This is a genomic window from Heliobacterium mobile (genome assembly GCF_009720735.1).
Classification (GTDB): domain Bacteria; phylum Bacillota; class Desulfitobacteriia; order Heliobacteriales; family Heliobacteriaceae; genus Heliobacterium; species Heliobacterium mobile.
Genome location: NZ_WNKU01000005.1, coordinates 69,188 through 86,689, shown reverse-complemented (window position 1 = coordinate 86,689; position 17,502 = coordinate 69,188). Strand labels below are relative to the sequence as shown.

Genomic DNA, 17,502 nt, shown 5'->3' with positions numbered 1-17,502 from the left:
ACCCTATGCGGAGAATAACTGCCTTAGCACTATGGGAATCGGTCAAGGTCCTGGGAAACCTTCGTCTCTTGGGATTTTCTATCCAACCTTCAGGCATCCTATGAGGGACAAGGAGTTGATAGGATGTGGCACCATAGATGGATGACTGTCGCCTTATCGGTTCTCCTGGCTTATGCGGTCAATCTGCCAGCGGCCCAGGGGGAACCTCTTTCTGTCCCCGGCATTTCTCCGCCTTTAAACTATCAGATTGAATGCCGTTATGAACCAACTACGCAGACGATCGACGGTCAAGTCGATATTACCTGGAAATACGGCGGTACACAGCCCCTGTCGCAAATCGCCCTTCATCTATATCCGAACGCTTTTCAACCGGGCTCCACCTTTTTTAACGAGTCATCGGGGCAGCACCGCGGGGTACAAGGGGATGTCAATAAACCCGGGAAGATGGAACTGACTCAGATCACATACATTTCCGGCACGAACAGCCGGGACATGACTGCTTCTTTGCGTTTCATTCAGCCTGACGATAAGAATCCCTATGACCGAACCTTGGCTACCGTCGATCTGCCTCGCCCTCTGCGCCCCGGTGAAGTTTTGCATATGAAACTGATCTATCAGACCCTACTGCCTGACGTTTTTGCCCGCTCCGGTGTAGCCGATCCCTTTGTCATGGCCGGCCAGTGGTATCCGAAACTAGCCGCTTATGAGCGCCAGTGGCAGCGGGGGCGGGAACAAGAAGGCTTCAACCTGCACCAGTTTCACGCCAACAGCGAGTTTTATGCCGATTTCGCCAATTATGATGTGAAGCTCACTCTCCCGAAGACCTATGTGGTCGGGGCCACCGGCTGTGAAGCGGATCCGCCTGTGGTGGAAGGTGAGCACAAGCGGCTGCACTTTGTCCAGTCTTGGGTCCATGACTTCGCCTGGGCTGCCGATCCTCGCTTTGTCTTACAAACCTGCACTATCGAACCGAAAGACACGGCGCCTGTGGAAATTCGGCTTTTCAGTCAACCGGAACACCTGCCTTTGGCAGAGCGTCAGTTAAAGGCCGTCGCCGGTGCCCTAGAGCAATTATGCACCTCATACGGGCCTTACCCCTACCGAACCCTGACGGTGATCGATCCGCCGGCAGACGCACCAGGAGCCGGAGGCATGGAATACCCCACCTTGATCACGGGTGGGACCCCCAATTTTCCCGGTGAACGCTCGTCCGATCCGGAACGGGTTTTAGTACACGAGACAGCCCATCAATACTGGTACGGTCTCGTCGCAACGAATGAGTTTGAGGAACCCTGGCTGGATGAAGGCTTAACAACCTATTCAGAAGGAAAGATCCTTGCCAAGCTCTATCCCGATACCCGCGTCCCCTTCAAATTCTTAGGCATTCCTCTCTTTTCTACGCCCCTTCGGGACGACGCACCCGGTGATTACCGCACCGTTTTAGGCTCTACCGTACTGGATCCCATCAATCTACCGGCCTGGGAGTTTGCCTCGGAACGTTCCTACGCTGCATCGGTCTACTATCGGACGGCTCTTTCCCTCTATACCTTGGAGCGCACCGTCGGGGAAGAAAAAATGCAGGACATCCTCTCCGCCTATTTCAAACGCTGGGCCTTCCGGCATCCCGGGACCAGAGATTTCTTACAGGTGGTACAGGAAAAAGCCGGAGAGTCCACCATGGATCATTTCCGTGAATGGATATCTCTCCCCGCTTCGATGGATTTTGCTGTCGGCGATGTACGACCGATCGAGACCCCTACCGGGCCGGCTTGGCAAGTCCGGTTGGAGCGCCGCGGTGAACTGACAGCTCCTGTCGAGGTTATCGTGATCGACAGCAGTGGACAAAGCCATGTTTTTCACTGCGAGGGAACGGATCGATATACTGAACTGATCGTACCCGGAGACAGTCCGGTGATGACGGTGCAGGTCGACCCCCATGAGCGGCACCTGCTCGACACGAACCGATTGAACAATCTCTGGACCCAAGAAAAGAGCATCTGGCCTGCTCTTCGCTGGACCCTCTTTGTGGCAGCTGCCTATCAGGCGATCCTATCGGCGGGAATCTAACTTACAGACCAGCCATAGGATGAGACCAGGAGGTGATTGTCCTGGTCTCCTTTTTTTCCCGGGCTTGGACCGGCGCTCGGCAATCTTTTTCTTTTTGGCCGGTTGTCTTGATCCTCTGGTTGCTCAATACTTTAGTAATGATTCCCTTGTTGCTCCCGTTGTTCCTCTATCTCTACAATACACTCCCGGACCCCTATACCCTTACGGTAACTACCGACCCATCCCTTCTCGGGGGCAGTCGTCCACAAGACTGGGAGGCAATGAGCATTTCCCTCTATCACGATCTGATGCTTCCTTTCGCCACGACTGCTGCTGGTTCCCTGCGGCGCTCCTTGATCTATCTTCCCTTCATCTTCTTTTTAGCTCTTCAACCGTTCTGGCAAGCCGGCCTTTGGAACGCCCTTCGCTCCCACTTGACTTCGACTGGACGCCCCGTAAGTTCATGGCAAACCTTTTTTCGCGGCGTCGGCCAGTACGGCCCGGCGAGCTTCCGTCTCGCCCTTTGGCTTACGCCGCTCTGGCTCGGCTTATGGCAGCTTTACTCATACACATCGAATCTTTTCGATGAAAAGGCATGGGGACCGATGCCAGCGACGATCATCGCCATCGATGTTGTCCTCGTCCTACTGTTTCTAGCTTCGCTGATCACCTTGACGGGAGATCTGGCCCGTTGGCAGATCTTATTTCAGTCATCGGAACAAGGAAAATCCACCTTAGCCCTGCTGCTGAAAACGGTTCCGCAGATGTTTCGGCGACTGGCGCCATTGCTTGTACCTCGAATCATCTTATACAGTTTTAGCTCGGCGCTGCTTTTCGTCATCACAGAAGTATTGAGCCACTATCCCGCTGCGGGAACTAATGGGATTATTAGGGCCCTCTTTCTCCAGCAAGCTATCATCTTTATCCTGCTCTTCACCCGAATTGCGGCGTTGTTCACTACCGCCCGGCAGCTTGATCTCTATCATTAAGGCAGTTCATCGATCGATGTAACATAGCCCTGACCCAGATGAGAAGTCGTATCGCTCCAAGCTTCTTGAAGTTTGAAAATATCGTCGGCAGTCAGCAATGGATCTTCTTTCTCCCGCCCCTTATTCAGCACATCGCCGATCGGTAAAACGCGGTAATCTTGACGGCCCCGTCGTGAATACCGGTCTGTCCAAAGCGGTACATAACGGACATCGCCGATTTCGCTGCGACTGTTCCCACCTTCGACCTGTTTTTTCAAAGGAACATAGACGATGACACCGGCATCTCGATAGCGGCCTTTCTGGGCGGAGATAAAGTTCCCCAGCGAGTAAATGACAAAGCGTTCTTTCCCGTTGACGACATGTTTTTCGAAAGGCTGCAGCACATGGGGATGACTTGCCAACACCACATCGACACCTGCCGCAAAAGCTTTTTGAACCCATCTTTTTTGTCCGTCGTCCGGCTGACGCTGGTACTCTTCACCCATGTGCAAAGAGGCAATGACAAAATCGGCACCTAGGGCTTTCGCTTCCGTCACATCTTTGACCATAGCCGTTTCATCAAGTAGGTTGACCAGGTAAGGCTTGTCTTTAGGAACGGGTATACCGTTCGTGCCATATGTATAGGCCAAATAGGCGATTTTCACCCCCTTGATCTCTTTAATGGTCACTTTCTTTCGTTCTTCTGCATTCCGATAAGCGCCGACAGGGGTCATGCCCGCTTGCTCAATATTGCTGACCGTCCGGATCAGTCCATCGGTCCCTTTGTCGAGAATATGATTTCCAGCGATGGTGACGAGATCAAAGCCGGTATCGGCTAAGGCTTGTGCCATCTCAGCAGGGCAGTTAAAAAGAGGATATCCCGAGAACCCATTGTCCGGGCCGGCCATGGTCCCCTCAAAGTCGGCGATAGCGATATCGGCTTTTTCGATGTAGGGTTTGACCTGTGTGAAAAAGTGTTTATAGCTGTACCCTCGGTCTTCCTGACCGGCCAGGATCATCGAATCATGGATGAGAACATCACCCGTTGCGGCTAAAAGGATCTCCACCGTCCGGACCGGCTCTTTCGTAAGTCCCTTTTCGACTTTGGAAGCGTCTGTTTCGTTACCTCCTGCTCGGCTTACTGCCTGAATCTCCTGCCGTGTGGCGAGGTTGTAGGGAGTACAGCCCGCAAGAGACGCCAGGATTACCAGTAAGGAGACTGTCGTTTTTATTTTTCTCAAAGTTTTGTGCTCCCTCCACAATTTTTGAATCTCTACATTTAGAAAAACCAAGAGGTTCGGCGTGCTTGCGGAGCAAACCGAGCGAACAACCACGGAACCCTTAGTGAGCGGATACATTACGCCCCCGATTTAGCACAATGTAACAAGAAGACCTTTTCTGAAGGTGTAGTTGAATACGGCTTGAATAAAGCAAGAAAAAGCCACGCCTTTGCCTGTGAGCAAAGTCCGTGGCTTTTTCGCATATACCTGTGCTTCTACGTTTACTGATTGATGGCCATGACGGAGAGCGCCTCGGCGGACCGGGCCACTTCGTCCGATGCTTCTTCGATCTGTTTGGATGTGGTTGTGAGGCTCTCGATTTCTGTAGCGATCGATTTGATCTTCTCTTGGTTATTATCAATCGCATTGATGATGTCACCAAAGCTGCGTACGACTTCCTGAGCCTGTTGAGAAGCCGATTCCATCGCCTTGCTCGTCTGAACCATCGCTTGGGAAACTTCCAGCGTATGCTGACGGGAAATCTGAATCATCTCGGCGATTTCCTGCACCGATTGCTCGGAGAAGCCGGCCAGTTTTTTCACTTCGTTGGCGACAACGGTAAAGCCGCGGCCGGATTCACCGGCGCGAGCCGCCTCAATGGCTGCATTCAGCGAAAGGAGGTTCGTCTGGGTAGCGATCCCCTGAATGACACCGGCGATGGACTCGATTTTCTCGGAGCTTTCATCCAGGGCTTTGATTTTATCCTGCATTCCTTGAATCAAATCACCGAGATTCTCGATAGCGCGACCGGTCTGTTGAATCTTCTTCTCACCGCTGTCGGCTAACGTGTTTACCTGACTGGCGAATTGGGTAGCCTGTACCGCGTTATGAGCGATACGCTGGGCCGCTGAGGCCATTTCGGCGGCCGATGCGGCCGTCTGCTCAGCCGTCGCTGCCAAGGTCTGACTTGAGTCGTTGACACGGTCCTGAAGCTGCTGGATATCGTTTAAAGCGCCTTCCAGTTCCGCCTTCTTATCGATTTCGTGCATATAATCGTTGATATAGGCAGACATGACCGTCTGCTGATCCAAGTTGGTCAAGCGCTGTAAAGCCGTGTTGATTTCGAGGGCACGGCTTTTATCCTTGACTTCTTCCAGAATGGGGAGGATCGCGTTGAATAAGGCCTGATAGGCAGCCATATACCAGTACGGCGGCAGTTTAATCCGGTTATGTACTTGGCCGATTTGGACACGGCCATCAATGTACTTGTCATCAACCGTCGACGACAACAGGCTTTTTAAGTATCCCTTAAAAGTACCGCGCAGTTTGTCTACTGTAGAATGTTGTTCAATAAATGTTTTCAACTGGGCGTTGGCCAGAATCTGTTTATAAAAATTGTTCGCTACCTCGTCCAAGCGCGGCTCAAGGACGGGCCGTAACTCAGCGAGCAGTGCTAAGTCGCGAGTACTGAGATTTAATAATTTTTGAGCCAACCTGGCTTCTTCGCCAGATACATTGATAGACATGTTTGGTGAGACTTGTACAGGCGGTGCTGAGGAGTTTTTACCGAAAAACATTGCTTTTCCTCCCTATCTCCAGTCAACTACTGTAATTATACATGAGCTTCAATTCCCATGGAAGGACGTTTGTCACCGATTTTCGATTACCGCACAAGGTCCGGCACAGGCACAAAAGCCGCACACATCGGACAAAGGCAGGTGACGGTACGTACGGTCCACTTCCAGCAAGAAAGCATAACATTTTTGTCGATCAAAGGGACGAGTGGTCAAGGCACCGGTAGGACAAGATCCCTCACAGGCACGACAACCGGCTTCCTCCCGGCAAAGCTTAGGTGCCGCTGGACCGAAGGTCTTCTTTTGAGGATCCCATATGCCGGGGCTGTCGTTCAAGACACAATCGACGATGAGGGAGGCAAACCGGCCTGCCACGCCAGCCGGCGTGATCACCATATGATGGCGGCCAAATTCACCTAATCCGCATGCCCAGGCCATATGCTTATGAGACCAAAAAGAAAGGAGCGTCTTTTCGTCAAAGTTATGGGTCGGCTTTGCTGTCATCGCCCGAATACCCAAGTCGGCTAATTGCTCCATCATTGCCGCCGTTGTCTCCGCCAGCAGTTGGTTTGTCTTTACATAGGCTTGGGCCCATGCTTCTGTCGGATAGGAAGCCTTCCGGTTTGCTATGACCATCTCCTTGGAAAAAGGAACAAAGAAGGCGATGATGCTGCGAGCGCCTGGCAGGCATTCATCGGGCTTCACCTGTTCCGGATGAGTGTCGAGCCATCCTTTTACCCGAGGGTTGTCTATGGGGACTGCGCCTAGAATCGGCGGACGGTAGTTGCAGGGCTGTGCTTCGATAAAAGTTGTACAAGTCTGCCATAGCTGCGTCATGATTTGATTCGTCATCGATAAGGCTATCCCCTTTCAAAAATTCTCCCATTTATTAACGAGGCAGGAATATTTCACTCGTTTATCGAATTGATCGAACAAGTCGCACCATTCGGAAGGAGGCAAGGCTATTGGATAAAGTATGTAACGGCTACCGTCACCACTGGGGCATCGCCATCATCGCCCTGTCCCTGATGCTGCACGGATGCAGTTTGTCCCAACCGTCTCCCCCCACCTCTGGTGAGTCCAGCCCGATCGATTCGAACCTCGGCGTCAATAAAGCCAGCGCTGCCGCCGAGCAGACGGTACAAGTTTTTTTCCCCGATAAAGAGTATTATCGGCTTGTGCCTGTGGAACGAGCTGTCAACGGCAGCGAGGAAGAAAAAATCAAACAACTCTTTGCCATGCTGGTAGAAGGCCCCAAAAACGATCAGTTAAGCCGCATCGTTCCCGCTGCGGTGAAGTTGAACAAGGCGACGATCCATGATCGCACCTTGGAACTCGATTTATCCAAAGAGATCACCCAATTGAATACAGGTTCGGCTGGAGAATCCATGTTGGTCGGTTCCATCGTCAACAGTTTTTGTACCATGGGCTATGCAAGCATTAAACTCACTGTTGAGGGAAAAAGTGTGGAATCGCTGGCCGGTCATGTAGACGTCTCTGGTCCTTTGAACTATTTTGACGAATTGACCGTTCGTGAAGGTCCCATCCCGGCTCCGGCAAATGTCGGTCAGATTCAACGGGAAGTGGACCGGGGACTTCAGACCTGGCGCTTAGATCCTGTCGAAGTGGCACGCTTAGAGGGCATCGCCCTCGGCTTTCTGCCGGACAAGGATAGCTTTGGGCTCGTCAGTCGGAACGATTCTGGGGCCAGCCAAGGTGTCGCTAAAGTAAAAGTTCGCCACGGCAAGCTCGATTTCCTGGTCGAGTTGTTTCAACCGACCGGAGCAGGTGAAAAGTCTTTTTGGGCGATCCGCTCCGTATCATCAGCTCCTATCAAACCATAAAATTGTAATTTTGGAAGAATGGTCACCTCCCTCACAGGAGAAAATAAGCCTGAAGAGGAGGACTGATCATGGCCGATAAACCGAAGGGATTACACACATATCGTTTAGATCCAGAGTCTCTCGAACAGCTTTACCAGAAATACGGACGTCCCGGAGAAATCGCTCCCGGTGTAAAAGCTCCACGCAAACGGACTGTCGCACCGGATCGCGAGCCTGGCGCGGTACCGCTTTTGGAGCGAGAGTAATCTTTCAGGCTGCCCCTTTCCGGCAGCCTTTTACTGGTCCATTATTTATTGAATTTTCAAAAAAAGTACATTGAGCTCGACCTCTATGATTCGCTATAATGGGTTCGAAACATACTTTTTTTTGGGAGGATTGACAGCATGACCCACTTACAGGAAGTGCGCACTATCCACCCCTTTACCTGTTTGCCCGATGAGGCGTTGCAAGAACTGAACGCTGCGATGAGTCTCGTTCAATTCCGCCGTGGGCAGGTGATCTTCTACCAAGGGCAAAAAGCTTTCCCCCATCTCTTTCTGGCTCTCAATGGGCTAGCCGAGATTATCGTTCAAAACAATGCCGGCGAGGAGTCGGTCATCGGGCTGCGGCGAGGTCGAGAGATCTTCGGAGAAACGTGCCTGGTAGAAAAGACCTACCCTGCCACCGTAAAAGTAGTGGAAGATATGGCTTGCCTGACGATTCCCTTTGATGTGCTCCACCAACTCTGGGAAAAGCATGCCGCCTTCTCCGCCTACTTCTCGCGGCTTTTTGCTGCTCGTTTTCGAGCCATGATCAATGAAATCGTGGCTGAACAGGCTGGTGAAGCTTATGGGATGGATTCCCGTCCTTTTCGCAAACGGGCAGTCGATCTCATGAACGCCCCTGTACATACCATCTCCATCGATACCACTGTTACAGAAGTTGCTCGTGCCATGGCCGAGAAGCGGGTCGGTTCACTCGTCGTCACTGAAAATGATGAACCGGTAGGTATCATCACCGAGCGGGACTTAGTCTATAAAACCTTGGCTGATCCAGAGAATTATCCTACGCTGCGCAACGCCGTCAACGGCCAACTCGTCACTTTGCCACCCGAATCCTATTATTATCAGGTTCTCTTGACCATGATCCGGGAGAAGGAACGCTATGTAGGTATCCTGGAAGAAGGTAAACTCATCGGGATCGTGGCACTGACCGATTTGATCCGCAATCGTGACACTGGAGCACTGTCGATTGTCGACGGGATCGAGCATGGCCGTTCCATCGCAGACCTCGTCCGTTCGACGGCTGTCATCGACAAGCTGCTGACAGCGATGATGGCGGAGCGGGCGCGGTCGTCCGAAATCACCGAAGTCATCGGCGAACTCTATGATCGCCTAACTGTTCGCATCATCCAACTCTCTTTAGAGGAATTAGCGAAACAAGGATTGACTCCGCCGACCAGCTACTGTTGGCTCACGATGGGTTCTGGCGGTCGAAAAGAGCAAACCTTGCGCACAGACCAGGATCACGCCATCGTCTTTGCCGATGTGCCTCCGGGTCAGTTGGAAAAGACCCGAAATTTTTTCATGTCCTTAGGCCAACGGGTCACACAAGGGTTAGAAGCCTGCGGGTTTACCCGCTGTCCAGGAAATGTGATGGCCCTAAATCCCAAATGGTGTCGTTCTTTCAAGGAATGGCATCATCAGATCGGTTCCTGGATCGAAGAATCGGTACCAGACCACGTGCGCCAATTGACGATCTTTTTAGATTTTCGCTGTGTTTTTGGAGACGAAGGTCTCGCTGGAAAGCTTCATGAGGCCGTCTTTGCTACTTACCGACGCCTGCCTGTGGGGCTGCATCACTTAGCCAAGGACGACTTGCGTCATCACGTGAGCCTCGGCTTTTTTAAACCTTTCGTCACGGAAAAATCCGGTGAACATAAGGATGAAATAGATCTCAAGCGCAGTCTCATGGTCCATCTGATCGACTGCATCCGTGTCTTCGCCCTTCGTGAAAATATCCAAGAGACGAACACGCTCGCCCGATTGCGTAAGTTAGAGGAACGGGGAATTTTTAACGCTGATGATGTTGAACTGATCCGGTTTAGTTTCGTAATGCTGCTGGATCTGCGCATTCAAGAAAACTTACGCAAAGTTCGGCAACAGCAGGTTCCCGATAACTATATCCATCCCTACCGACTGTCGAAGCGTGACCAGTCCATCTTAAAAGAAGCCATCCAGGGGGTCATTCGCATCCAGAGTCTCACCGGCTCAGCCTTTCGTGTGGATGGTTACCTGTAGAATGTAAAAATTCGCTGGTCGGAGGTGTACCGTGGTCATTCGGACATTTCGCAGCCTTTTGGGATGGAGATCGTCTAAAGAGCAGGAGATCGAGTCAACTCTCGCCGGTTCTCTCGTCGAGAAGTGCAGACAAAACAAGGGACGGATCAGTCCCTTTGAACTTCTTCGCAATATCCCTTTTGTCGTCTTCGATACGGAAACGACAGGCCTGAGCGTGCCTGATGATGATGTGATCGCCATCGCCGCCGTCGTCGTGGAAAACGGAATCATTCAGGACCTGCCTGTCTTTGACCGGCTCGTCAATCCCTGCCGGGAAGTTCCCGCTATCGCCCAAGAGTTGACCGGCATCCGGGAAGAGATGCTTTACGATCAACCCACCATCTATCCAATCCTCGATGATTTTCTCGACTTCATCGACGGCTCCGTCCTGGTGGCCCATCGCGTCGGTTTTGATGTCGGCTTTTTGAACAAGTACCTAAAAAAAGCTCGCACGAAAATCTACCACCCGACGGTGGATACGATCACTCTTTCTCAGGTGATCGAACCGTTTCGGGCCGACCACAGCCTCGATCAACTAGTTCCAGCCTACCGAATCCCCCCTCTTCCCCGCCATACCGCCTTCGGCGATGCACGCATGACAGCGCACCTGTTTGTAGCGCTGCTCCAGCGACTGCAGGAGCTTCGGCCGGTAAAAACGCTTGGTGAACTCCGGCGGATACTGGACCAACATCATCTGTAACCCTCTGGGCCGATGTCCCTGTCTGTACGTCGGTTTAGTTGAATTTCGAATACGTTCACGATATGATTTAGATAAATACTAATGGACATCCGGCGGGAGGAGGAACTTCGTTTTGCCCCATACACCCTTGTTCTCCATGATGCGGTTGTTGCCCATCGTCGTTTTTCTCGCCGTCAATTATCTTTCGTACATGGCTCTGGTACGTTGGTTGCCCTTTTTTCGCCCCGGTTGGCGCCGTACTCTTTTTTGGATACTCGCTTTCTCATCGCTTTTTCCGCCTCTCTACAGCATAGCTACCGGTTTTCAGACCCAAGACGCCTGGCTGCGGTGGCTTTATTACCCGGCCTTTGCTTGGATCATGGCACAGATCATCTTTTTGCTCGCCGTTCCCTTGGTCTTTCTACTCAGTCGAATCCAGCGCAGCCTGGAACAGGAAGGCTTGCATAAGAAAGCTTCTCCTGTCAGAGAAGCTTCGTTCGATGACTCCCGATCTCCAGCAGGTCCGAGAGAAGCTTCACCGCTCAGTCCCGTTCCGCAAGTGCACAAACCGGAAAAATTCACTCGCCGTGAACTGCTGCAAGGGACGATCACAGCCGTTCCTTTCATCGCCTTGACGACATCCCTGGACGGTGTCTTCTTGGGGGATCGGCGGATCATCACCCGTGTATTTCCGGTGACTATTCCGGGACTCTCTAAAAATCTGGATGGGCTTCGCATCACTCAAGTCTCTGATATTCACTTGGGCACCTTTTTCCCCTTAGACCGCTTGGACGATGCTCTCGGCATGATTCAAATGCAAAAGCCCGATATCCTCACGATTACTGGTGACTTTGTCGATAATCTAGAATTACTGAGACCTGCCATTGAAAAAACGGAACGCTTATCTCCTCCCCTAGGCAGCTTTTATTGTCTCGGAAACCATGAACACTTCCGTGACCTTGATCAGGTCCTTGCGGCCTTTCAGAAGAGTACCATTCGTCATCTCTATAACCAGTCGGCTGCGATCAACGATGGGGATTTGTGCCTTCTTGGTGTCGATTATCCCTTCGCCAAAGCAGGTGAATCCCGCCCGGCCACCCGGGAGCGACTCTTAGGCCAAGCTTTGTCTCAGGCGCCTCAGGATGTGCCGAAAATATTGCTTTCACACCACCCCGATGGCTTTGACGAAGCCAAAAAATCCGGTGTGGCGCTGACTTTATCGGGCCATACTCACGGCGGACAGGTGGGGATCGGTGACCGTTCTCTCTTTCCCTGGGCCATGGAGTATATGCGTGGTTGGTACGGTGACGATGAGCATAAACTTTTCGTCAACAGCGGCTTGGGCCATTGGATGCCCTTCCGGCTCGGTTGTCCATCGGAAATTGTCACCTTTGTACTGCGAAGCAGTTGATGCATACCGATACTTTCCGATGTCGCTTTCCAATATGCACCACTTGTCTTTTTTCTCTCAATCCCCTATACTTATTGAGCGCTGATTCGTCAGCGGCTACAATAGAACAGAAAAAGAGTATGGTGGATAGTCGCGGTCTCTGCGCAGCAGGGGTCGAGGAAATTCGAGACACGCCCAGGGCTGCTTTGGCGGAACTGGAGTATGGTGCCTGGTGCAAGCCAGGGCAGGGCGACCTGACGACGGCAAACGTGTCTTCTTCGGAAGATGCCAGTAGCTCTAAAGTGCCACAGAAACAATGTTCTCCGGCGACGGAGAAGTGCAAGGGTAAACTCCACTAGCGTGCAACCCAAATAGGCGGCCTTGAGCCGCGGGTAGGGGCACTCGCTTCGGCGGGAAGGAAGCCAGGCCGTAAGGCGCAACTTCCTTAGACAAATGACTATCCATCGGCGACAGCCGGGGACAGAATCTCGATTACAGCCATACTCTTTTTTGTATAAAAGACCAGAGGTGTTTACCTCCGGTCTTTTATTATTTTTCCAGCCATAGCTGCGAAGGATAACCTGCAAACTACATATAGAAACGTTTAGACGCTTAGGAGGTAATCATGGCGCGTATTCTTTCCGTGGGTACCGCCGTTCCCCAGTACGTCTTTCGCCAGAATGAAGTCCGTCAGGTTGTACGCAAGCGGTTTGCTTCGGCCTTTCGTGATATCGATCGACTTTTACCGGTTTTCGAACATGCCAACATCGATACTCGCCACTTCTGTGTTCCCATGGAATGGTATGAGACTAGCCACAGCTTCGCTGAAAAGAACCGTCTCTATGTGGAGAACGCCCTCTCTCTTTCCGTAGAAGCAGTCAAGAAGTGCCTTCAAAAAGCGAATGTCGCTCCCCAGGACATCGACTGTATTCTTTTTGTGTCGACAACGGGTCTATCGACCCCCTCCATCGACGCTCACATCGCGAATATCTTGGAAATGAAACCGTCGATTCGCCGCCTTCCCCTTTGGGGTTTAGGCTGCGCCGGTGGCACCGCCGGTATAGCCAGGGGTGCCGAACTCGCTCGCGCCTATCCAGGCAGTCTTGTCTTGGTCGTTTCAGTAGAATTATGCGGTCTCACCTTTTTAGGGGGCGACTTATCGAAAAGCAACCTCATCGCCACATCCCTCTTTGGGGACGGAGCGGCCGCTCTTTTGCTTACGGTCGACGGAGATACTTCTTTGCGTCGCCCTCAAGGAGCAACGGGGTTCGGCGTACCCCGCCTGATCGCTTCACAAAGCACCCTTTGGCCGGACACGGTCGATATCATGGGTTGGGAACTGACCGACGATGGACTGAAAGTCATCTTTTCTCGAGATATCCCCTCATTTGTTCAAAAGTGGATCCCCGATGCCGTCGACGGCTTTTTAGCCTCGCAACAGTTGACACGAAATGACATCACGCGCCTTATCCCTCATCCTGGCGGGATGAAAGTCATTCAGGCCTATGAAGAATCCTTAGGCATTAAAAGCGAACTGACCTATCATGCCCGGGAAGTTCTCCGCAACTATGGCAACATGTCATCGGCAACGGTTCTTTTTGTGTTAGAAAAAACAATCGCCGACGAAGTCAGCGAAGGGGAATATGGTTTGATGACAGCCTTGGGCCCCGGCTTTTCCTCCGAATTAGTTCTATTGCAGTGGTGAGCGATCTCCTGAGGAGGCGGGCGGCATGTTGCTATGGTTTGCCGGTACCCTTTTGGTACAGCGATGGGTAGAACTGATGATTGCCCAAAAAAACGCCGCCTGGATGTTTCAACAAGGCGGATATGAGCGAGGCCGAGAGCATTACAAGTATATCGTCATCCTTCACGGATTCTTTTTTGTCAGCTTGATCGCGGAAGGCGGTCGGAGCTCCCCTCCCACCTGGTGGTTTTTCCCAGCCGTTGCTTTTACGCTGGCACAGATCCTGCGGTACTGGTCTATTTCCAGTTTGGGCCGCTTTTGGAACACCCGTATCATCATCCTACCCGATGCTCCTGTGGTGGTTCGTGGACCCTATCGTTTTCTGAGGCACCCCAACTACCTTGTGGTCATCATCGAGTTGCTCGCCATTCCCTTAATCTTCGGTGCTTATGGAACTGCAGTGATAGTTTCTCTCATCAATCTCTTCTTGCTGCGGATACGGGTACAGACGGAAGAAAAAGCCTTAGCAGAAGCAACCGACTACGGTATTGTCATGAATGATGTACCCCGGCTTATACCTGCCGGGGAGAGCGATTAGATCTTTCCTTTTTTTTTCATAGAGGTTGTGATGTGATGCTTCTGTAAGCGAGCAGCTAAGGACGATCGGGTCAAGCCCAGAAAACGGCCTGTTTCACTCTGATCCCCATCGAAAGCCTGCAGTACCTCTTCGAGGACCCTTTTTTCCAAGTTGTCCAGATAAACTTGACCTCGAATCGTTATGGTAAAGCCTTCGCCGTTGATCGTAAACACTTCCAGCCGGCTGCTCCTATCCTTGACGGGACTTTTCTCCCCAAGAGAGGCAGGTTCCACCACTTTATCTGAGCATAGTTTAGTTGAAGGTTCCGCCCGTTCTCCCCCTCTTGCTTGACTTGTCCTTGCACCGCGCTCTGGCCTTCGAACCCGACTGGGACCATGGAATGTATCCTCCGTCTGCTCCATTCTCATTTGTTTTTTTGTATCTGATCTCCTCCGGTTCTCCACAGGGAGCCTCAGCGGTCGCTCGTCCTCTTTCTCGGGCTTCTGTTTTCCTTGAAGGATAATCTCCGAGGGTAGGGCGAGTTCTTTCACGGATATCCAATCGCACTGGCACAGAATGACTGCCCGTTCGATAAGATTGGCCAGTTCTCGAACGTTACCCGGCCAGTGATAGGCCTCGAGGTAAGCCAGTGCATCGGCGGTAAATCCCTGAAACCGTCCGCGGGGATCGTAGCGCGATAAAAAGTGCCGGGCCAGTGGAAGGATATCTTCTTTTCGCTGACGTAGAGGCGGAAGGTTGATGGGGATGACTTTTAGCCGGTAGTAGAGATCTTCCCGAAACCTTCCTGCCAGAACCGCTTGCCAAAGATCGTCACCGCTCGAAACGATGACACGCACATCGATGGCGACAGGTTTTATTCCGCCAACTCGTAAAAAAGCTCCCTCATCGAGTACTTGCAGTATGCGCCTTTGTAATTGTAACGATAAATGGGTCACATCCTGAAAACAGATCGTCCCTTCGTGAGCCAGTTCAAGCCGGCCCACTCTTGCTCCCTCTTCTTCTGAACCTTTCTCCCAGCCAAACAACTCCGTCTCTATCATCGTTTCAGGAATCGAAGCACAAGGAAAAAGCAAAAAGGGTTTTTCACGACGACGGCTGAAATGGTGCAGTGCCCGAGCGACCACTTCCTTTCCGACCCCCGATTCTCCCTGTACGAGAACAGTCGCCTTCGAATCAGCCACCTGAGCGACGATCTCCCGAACGGAACGCATGGCTGGACTTGAGCCGATGAGGTGGAAATCTCCCTGTCGAAGGGCCGTTTCTAGCCGAAGGAACTCCACTTCTCGGTTGACTCTCTCGTATTCTAAGGCTTTTTCCACAGTGATGCGCAGTTCGTCCAAATCAAAAGGTTTTTGCAGGTAATCGACAGCGCCCATGCGCAGAGCCGCCAAGGCTGTCTGGGGAGAGCTGTCTCCCGTCAACACGAGGAGCGGCAGATGCGGTTTCACTTGTTGCAGACTTCGTAGCAAAGGCAGTCCTTCCGCTCCGGGGCCGTCGATATCAACGACGGCCAAAGAAACTTCATGTTGAGTCAACTGTCTCGCCGCTTCCTCTTCCCCCTCTGCTGGTAGAACGGAATAACCGAGGCGGCTCAATCCGCGCGACAAAACCCAACGCATATGATCTTCCGGCGTGATCACCATCAAGTTGCCCTTCATGAGTCTCCCACTCCTCCGTAGGCGTCTCCGTTCTTTCACTAGCATCTGTAAATGGCAATGCGGGAGTCCCCCGACCGCGCCAGGACACCTCCCGCAATAATTGTTGCTGCTGATCGATTTGTTCCCGTATCATCCGGGTGTACAGGGCCATATCGGATCGAAACCCAAATTCTTCGTCCATCACCTGGGTGATACAGCGAATCACCGACATCCGATGAAGCAATGTTCGATGCAAATCGTCCAAGGGAACATTGAAACTATCATCTGCTCTTGTACAAGGCAGACTTTCCTCGTCTGAATCTATCCCTTTATCTTGAATATCTGGAAGTTCCTCTTCGACTATGACCAGAGTGTCTTTTGGAGGTGCTCCTTTTTTTCGTTCCCATCTGCGAAAGACCACTCTAATTATCTCAACGGCGCTACCTATGAAAAGCAAGAAGACGATAACACTGAGGAACCATGGGCTCCATCCTGTGCCTATCGGCTCTGGAAAAGATACTCTCAAAAAGCTACCTAACTTATACGTGACGAGAAAAAAGGACTCCTCTATCGACTGATTATACATAAATACGGGTACCCACAACATGATCAGGATGGTGGCAGAGAGGACAAGGCTCCCAAAAAGTATGTACATATGCACTGGTGCCACCTCAGGTGATGGTGGGGTCTTCTTGGTCATTGTTACACTGTTCATACATGATCTGTGCCATGTGCCGGGCTAAGATCTCCAATTGACTTTCTAAGGTACCTACACGAGTCTCCAATTCTACCACTCGTCGTTGTAAGAAGCTCACTTCTTCTTGCATCTCCCTGTCGGCCAAAATCGTTTCCAACATAAACCCGCTCATGACATTCGCCCCCTTAGACTGAGCCTTCTGTCTACTTTTCCCGCCTAGTGGAATATATGCGACCCACTTCCTGATATTACATGATTACTTTCTATTGACGGGGGATAAATATATCGGTTATACTAACCTTTGTCTTCGGGGCGTAGCTCAGTTTGGTAGAGCGCTACCTTGGGGTGGTAGAGGCCGCACGTTCAAGTCGTGTCGCTCCGACCATGGAGGGGTTCCCGAGCGGCCAAAGGGAGCAGACTGTAAATCTGCCGTCTGACGACTTCGTAGGTTCGAATCCTACCCCCTCCACCATTTTGTAAATGTAAGGCCCGTACCGTGTAGACGGCACGGGTTTTGTCTTTATAGGGACTCTTTTAAAATGATAAAGACCGGAGCAGATGTGCCTGCTTCCGGTCCTGACCTTTCCACCTATACAATGTTCACGCTGGCTGCCGACCGCGTGGATTCAGTTGTCCGATACCGGCATTTCCCCTTCGGGCGTGGTTCCTTCTCCTGGAACGTGATTTGCCGGGTTTGGTTGTCGATCATGGTGGTAGGAAATAGGTCACCCAAAAAGAAATGGCCTTGTTTCACCTCTTCCATGCCGGTCTATTTTTCCCAGAACCGTACTTTACTCCCCAAGTTACCTATTTGCCCTCCATGGCCTTCGGTTCTCATTCCTGTCAA

The 17,502-nt window shown here is 51.8% G+C and carries 14 protein-coding genes, 2 tRNA genes and 1 other RNA gene; 12 read left to right on the top strand and 5 right to left on the bottom strand.

All coding sequences use genetic code 11. The features are described 5' to 3' along the window. The first annotated feature begins 123 nt into the window (after positions 1-123). Both GJ688_RS06420 and GJ688_RS06415 read left to right on the top strand, forming a co-directional pair. On the top strand, positions 124-2,067 hold the full coding sequence (locus GJ688_RS06420; protein WP_155475723.1) for a M1 family metallopeptidase: 1,944 nt from the start codon (positions 124-126) through the stop codon (positions 2,065-2,067). A 32-nt stretch (positions 2,068-2,099) separates the two neighbouring features. Beyond that, complete coding sequence (locus GJ688_RS06415) at positions 2,100-3,035, top strand: hypothetical protein (RefSeq protein ID WP_155475722.1); 936 nt, start codon at positions 2,100-2,102, stop codon at positions 3,033-3,035. Here GJ688_RS06415 and GJ688_RS06410 read toward each other — a convergent pair. From GJ688_RS06410 to GJ688_RS06400, 3 genes are all read right to left on the bottom strand, one after another. Then, on the bottom strand, positions 3,032-4,255 hold the full coding sequence (locus GJ688_RS06410) for a CapA family protein (protein WP_170291736.1): 1,224 nt from the start codon (positions 4,253-4,255) through the stop codon (positions 3,032-3,034). The genes GJ688_RS06415 and GJ688_RS06410 overlap by 4 nt on opposite strands. 260 nt (positions 4,256-4,515) lie before the next feature. Beyond that, positions 4,516-5,811, bottom strand: coding sequence for a globin-coupled sensor protein (locus GJ688_RS06405; protein ID WP_155475720.1), 1,296 nt, complete (start codon positions 5,809-5,811; stop codon positions 4,516-4,518). A gap of 72 nt (positions 5,812-5,883) precedes the next feature. After that, a complete protein-coding gene (locus GJ688_RS06400) occupies positions 5,884-6,660 on the bottom strand; it encodes an epoxyqueuosine reductase (protein WP_155475719.1) in 777 nt (258 codons plus the stop codon). A gap of 113 nt (positions 6,661-6,773) precedes the next feature. Here GJ688_RS06400 and GJ688_RS06395 point away from each other — a divergent pair, with 113 nt between their 5' ends. The 8 genes from GJ688_RS06395 to GJ688_RS06365 all read left to right on the top strand — a co-directional run bounded on the left by GJ688_RS06395 (position 6,774) and on the right by GJ688_RS06365 (position 14,321). After that, the gene (locus GJ688_RS06395; protein ID WP_155475718.1) at positions 6,774-7,652 is read left to right on the top strand and encodes a GerMN domain-containing protein; all 879 of its coding nucleotides are present in this window, start codon (positions 6,774-6,776) and stop codon (positions 7,650-7,652) included. A gap of 68 nt (positions 7,653-7,720) precedes the next feature. Continuing rightward, positions 7,721-7,897, top strand: a complete 177-nt coding sequence (locus GJ688_RS20275; RefSeq protein ID WP_170291735.1) for a hypothetical protein — start codon at positions 7,721-7,723, stop codon at positions 7,895-7,897. 138 nt (positions 7,898-8,035) lie between these two features. Then, positions 8,036-9,931 (top strand): DUF294 nucleotidyltransferase-like domain-containing protein, encoded by a 1,896-nt coding sequence (locus GJ688_RS06390; RefSeq protein ID WP_155475717.1) that lies wholly within the window; start codon positions 8,036-8,038, stop codon positions 9,929-9,931. Between the two features lie 31 nt (positions 9,932-9,962). Further along, positions 9,963-10,670, top strand: coding sequence for a 3'-5' exonuclease (locus tag GJ688_RS06385; protein ID WP_155475716.1), 708 nt, complete (start codon positions 9,963-9,965; stop codon positions 10,668-10,670). A 112-nt stretch (positions 10,671-10,782) separates the two neighbouring features. After that, positions 10,783-12,060 (top strand): metallophosphoesterase, encoded by a 1,278-nt coding sequence (locus GJ688_RS06380; protein ID WP_155475715.1) that lies wholly within the window; start codon positions 10,783-10,785, stop codon positions 12,058-12,060. Positions 12,061-12,178: 118 nt separating this feature from the next. Then, an RNA gene (rnpB, locus tag GJ688_RS06375) (RNase P RNA component class B) lies at positions 12,179-12,539 on the top strand. A 125-nt stretch (positions 12,540-12,664) separates the two neighbouring features. Beyond that, positions 12,665-13,744 (top strand): type III polyketide synthase, encoded by a 1,080-nt coding sequence (locus GJ688_RS06370; protein ID WP_155475714.1) that lies wholly within the window; start codon positions 12,665-12,667, stop codon positions 13,742-13,744. A 25-nt stretch (positions 13,745-13,769) separates the two neighbouring features. Beyond that, positions 13,770-14,321, top strand: a complete 552-nt coding sequence (locus tag GJ688_RS06365; protein WP_155475713.1) for an isoprenylcysteine carboxyl methyltransferase family protein — start codon at positions 13,770-13,772, stop codon at positions 14,319-14,321. On the opposite strand, the gene GJ688_RS06360 is transcribed toward GJ688_RS06365, so the two are convergent. Both GJ688_RS06360 and GJ688_RS06355 read right to left on the bottom strand, forming a co-directional pair. Beyond that, positions 14,318-15,979 carry a sigma-54-dependent transcriptional regulator gene (locus GJ688_RS06360; RefSeq protein ID WP_170291734.1) on the bottom strand — a complete coding sequence of 554 codons (1,662 nt, stop codon included), beginning with the start codon at positions 15,977-15,979 and terminating at the stop codon, positions 14,318-14,320. The two genes, GJ688_RS06365 and GJ688_RS06360, sit on opposite strands and share 4 nt — an antisense overlap. A gap of 650 nt (positions 15,980-16,629) precedes the next feature. Continuing rightward, complete coding sequence (locus GJ688_RS06355) at positions 16,630-16,827, bottom strand: hypothetical protein (RefSeq protein WP_155475711.1); 198 nt, start codon at positions 16,825-16,827, stop codon at positions 16,630-16,632. A gap of 136 nt (positions 16,828-16,963) precedes the next feature. On the opposite strand from GJ688_RS06355, the gene GJ688_RS06350 reads away from it, so the two are divergent. Both GJ688_RS06350 and GJ688_RS06345 read left to right on the top strand, forming a co-directional pair. Then, positions 16,964-17,040: transfer RNA gene (locus GJ688_RS06350), tRNA-Pro, on the top strand. A 1-nt stretch (position 17,041) separates the two neighbouring features. Continuing rightward, positions 17,042-17,127 (top strand) — tRNA-Tyr (locus GJ688_RS06345). Positions 17,128-17,502 lie beyond the last annotated feature (375 nt).